Origin of the sequence: Vibrio sp. V10_P2A27P122 (assembly GCF_963874335.1) — a bacterium.
In the GTDB taxonomy this organism is placed as follows: domain Bacteria; phylum Pseudomonadota; class Gammaproteobacteria; order Enterobacterales; family Vibrionaceae; genus Vibrio; species Vibrio anguillarum.
Window position 1 is genome coordinate 1 of record NZ_CAWNHY010000160.1, and the last position, 3,651, is coordinate 3,651.

The 3,651-nt window shown below is 44.8% G+C and carries 4 protein-coding genes; 1 reads left to right on the forward strand and 3 read right to left on the reverse strand.

Translation table 11 applies throughout. From position 1 onward, the window contains the following. Positions 1-812: 3-phosphoserine/phosphohydroxythreonine transaminase (serC, locus tag AACQ17_RS07595; protein ID WP_141201474.1), on the forward strand; the 812-nt coding region annotated here is incomplete at its 5' end. A gap of 100 nt (positions 813-912) precedes the next feature. Here the strand turns inward: serC and purB are convergent. The 3 genes from purB to mnmA form a co-directional block, all read right to left on the reverse strand. Continuing rightward, positions 913-2,283: an adenylosuccinate lyase gene (purB, locus tag AACQ17_RS07600; protein WP_019281972.1), complete on the reverse strand. Its 1,371-nt coding sequence runs from the start codon at positions 2,281-2,283 to the stop codon at positions 913-915. A 54-nt stretch (positions 2,284-2,337) separates the two neighbouring features. Further along, complete coding sequence (gene hflD, locus AACQ17_RS07605) at positions 2,338-2,955, reverse strand: high frequency lysogenization protein HflD (protein WP_013857105.1); 618 nt, start codon at positions 2,953-2,955, stop codon at positions 2,338-2,340. 20 nt (positions 2,956-2,975) lie between these two features. Further along, a partial coding sequence (gene mnmA, locus AACQ17_RS07610; protein ID WP_094167755.1) for a tRNA 2-thiouridine(34) synthase MnmA occupies positions 2,976-3,651 on the reverse strand: 676 nt, incomplete at its 5' end.

Below are 3,651 nucleotides of genomic sequence, written 5' to 3' on the forward strand. Positions count from 1 at the left end.
CGACTAAAGCGACCTATATTGATGCGGGTTACTGGGCTGAAAGTGCGGTCAAAGAAGCGAAGAAATATTGTGAAATCGATGTTTTCAACGCCAAAGTGACCAAAGAGGGCAAAACAGCGGTATTACCAGCTAGCGAATGGAAAATCGATCCTGAGTCGGCTTACGTGCATTTTTGTCCGAATGAAACGATAGATGGTATTGAGATTAATGATTTACCAGATACAGACAAACCGATTGTAGCTGATATGTCATCTACGATTTTGTCGCGCCAAATAGACGTCTCAAAGTACGGAGTCATTTATGCGGGAGCACAGAAAAACATTGGGCCAGCGGGGATCTGTATTGCGATTGTTCGTGATGATTTGCTTGATTTAGCCAGTGATGTGCTGCCGACTATCTTGAATTATAAAGTGCAAGCTGAACAAGATTCTATGTTCAACACGCCACCTACATTTGCGTGGTATTTGTCGGGTCTCGTGTTCAAGTGGCTAAAAGGGCAGGGTGGTGTCGCTGCGATTGAGAAAATCAACCGCGAGAAAGCAGCGCTGCTTTATAACGCAATTGATGAGTCACCTTTCTATCGCAATACCATTCACCCAGACAACCGTTCACTGATGAATGTGCCTTTCCAATTAGTGAAACCAGAGTTGGATAGTACGTTTTTAGAGTTGGCTGAAGCACGTGGTTTAGTCTCGCTGCAAGGTCACCGAGTCGCGGGTGGTATGCGTGCCTCGATTTACAATGCGATGACACTAGAAGGCGTTCAAGCCTTAGTTGATTTTATGCAAGAGTTTGAACAGCAATACGCCTAACGTTTTTTATGGTATCAAAAACGATATAACATAAAATACGACCTTAAAAAACAAAGCCCACTAAGTGGGCTTTGTCATTAATCGGCTAGATTGAAGAGCATTACAATTTGTCGGTTAACTCAATTGCTTGGCCAATGTAGTTGGCTGGTGTCATCTCTTTCAAGCGTGCTTTTTCAGCTTCAGGTAGCGCAAGACTATCAATAAAGTGGCGCATTGCTTCACCATCGACTCGCTTACCGCGCGTGAGTTCTTTCAATTTTTCGTACGGTTTTTCGATGCCGTAGCGGCGCATAACCGTTTGCACTGGTTCAGCAAGGACTTCCCAGTTTTTATCGAGCTCAGCAAGCAGCGCATCACGGTTCACTTCCAGTTTACTGATCCCTTTTAGCGTTGAAGTGTAGGCGATGATCGCATAACCAACACCCACACCAAGGTTACGCAGCACGGTTGAATCTGTTAAGTCACGTTGCCAGCGAGAGATAGGCAGCTTTTGTGCTAGGTGATTGAACACGGCATTAGCAAGGCCTAGGTTGCCTTCTGAGTTTTCAAAATCGATCGGGTTGACTTTATGTGGCATTGTCGATGAACCAATTTCACCTGCAATGGTTCTTTGTCTGAAGTGGCCCAAAGCGATATAGCCCCAAATGTCACGATCGAAGTCGATCAGAATAGTATTGAAGCGGGCAACGGCATCAAATAGTTCTGCGATATAATCATGTGGCTCAATTTGTGTGGTATAAGGGTTCCACGCCACACCTAGCGATTCAGTGATAAACTCTTCACTAAAGGTATGCCAGTCGAGTTCTGGATAGGCTGAAAGGTGAGCGTTGTAGTTACCTACTGCGCCGTTTACTTTTGCGAGAATCTCGATATTGGCAATCTGCTTATATTGGCGTTCCATACGGTACGCTACGTTAGCCATCTCTTTACCCATAGTACTTGGTGATGCTGGCTGTCCGTGGGTACGAGACAATAACGGAATATCGCGATACTCTTCTGCTAAGTGACGAATCGCATCAATAATGTTGCGCATTTCAGGAAGAAGTACGGTATCGCGCGCTTCTTTGAGCATTAGCGCGTGAGATGTGTTGTTGATATCTTCTGAAGTACAAGCAAAGTGAATGAATTCATTAACGGCGTGCAGCTCAGGAACACCCGCTACTTTTTCTTTTAAGAAATACTCTACAGCCTTAACATCATGGTTCGTTGTGCGTTCAATTTCTTTAATACGAGCGGCATCTTCTTCGCTAAAATTGTCTGCTATCGCATTAAGAAATTGATTGGCTTCATCACTGAATGCTGGAACTTCGGCAATTCCAGCAGTGGCTGAAAGCTTCTGTAACCAACGAATTTCAACAATGGTCCGATACTTGAGGAGACCAAACTCACTAAAGATACTGCGTAACGCAATCGTTTTACTTCCGTAGCGGCCGTCTACCGGTGAAACAGCAGTCAAGGCTGACAGTTCCATGTTTTTCTCCTGAATTTTGAGGTTAAGTGTGAGAGTGAATTCTTTGCGTCAATATTAGACTCGAGCTAATAAAATCTGAGCTTGTTCGATCATTTTCTTACGACCGAAGATCAGATGGCGACGCTTTCCTCCAACCTGACGCCACAAGACAGCGCAACGAATTCCTGAAAGGAGTAAGGCGCGCACTTTGTGCTGGGTTGAAGTTTGTTGAAGTATGGTAGGGGTTCCAGTGACTTGGATTCTCGGGCCAATAGGGCTGATAACATCCAAGTAGATACTGGCAAGGTTGCTGATCATCTGATCATCAAGCAAGTCAAAGTGGTTGACTTGACGTTCAATCGTTTGAATACGATCGCCCAGCTGTGACATCGCATCACGACGAGCGCTTAATTTACGCTCTAATGCCATCAGGCTAATGATATAGCGAGTGATTTCACTTCCTGATGGCGTGCTATCAATACCTTTCACCAAACATTCGAGGCCAATTTTTAAGTTGGCCTCAGAGCCGAAGACATCAAGTGTATTGTTTGGATTAGTACTTAAGATAGCCGTTAGAGAAGTTTCAAACGCGTCTGAATCACAGTGACCATTTTTTGCTACGTGTTGCACTAAAGCGACAGCTTGGCAGATACCCGCAAAAGCGATGGTACGGTCATAAAGGGTGTTAGCCACGTTTATTACTCCTAAGTTGTTTAAATTCGCTGCTCAATAATTCCACCGCCAAGACACACATCGCCTTGATAGAAAACCGCGGATTGACCAGGCGTGACGGCCACTTGTGGCTCATCAAAAATGACTTTAATGTTTTCATCATCAATAGGGATGATGGTACACGCTATATCCGTTTGACGGTAACGCGTTTTTACCGTGCAGCTTAGCGTTGCTTGGATTGGTGTACGATCAACCCAGTGTAATTGGGAAGCGATCAAGCCATGAGATTTCAATAATGGGTGATCAGCGCCTTGGACTGCAATCAAAACGTTACGTTTAAGATCTTTATCAGCGACATACCATGGGTCTTCATTACCGCCACCGCCTTTTTGGCCACCAATGTGTAACCCTTTGCGTTGACCTAAAGTGTGGTACATCAGGCCTTGATGTTCACCAATAACGAGACCTTCTGGTGTTTCAATTTTACCCGGTTGTGCTGGTAAATAGCGAGACAAGAAGTCGGTAAATTTGCGCTCGCCGATGAAACAGATACCGGTTGAATCTTTTTTCTTCGCCGTCACCAAACCTTGTTCTTCCGCAATGCGTCGAACTTCAGGTTTTTCTAAATCACCGACAGGAAATAAGCTACGAGCCACTTGTTCATGGCTTAATGTATAGAGGAAGTAGCTTTGGTCTTTGTTGTTGTCCAAGCCGCGC

Coding starts and splice junctions, on each gene's coding strand:
- purB (WP_019281972.1), bottom strand. CDS start 2,283: ATGGAACTGTCAGCCTTGACTGCTGTTTCACCGGTAGACGGCCGCTAC.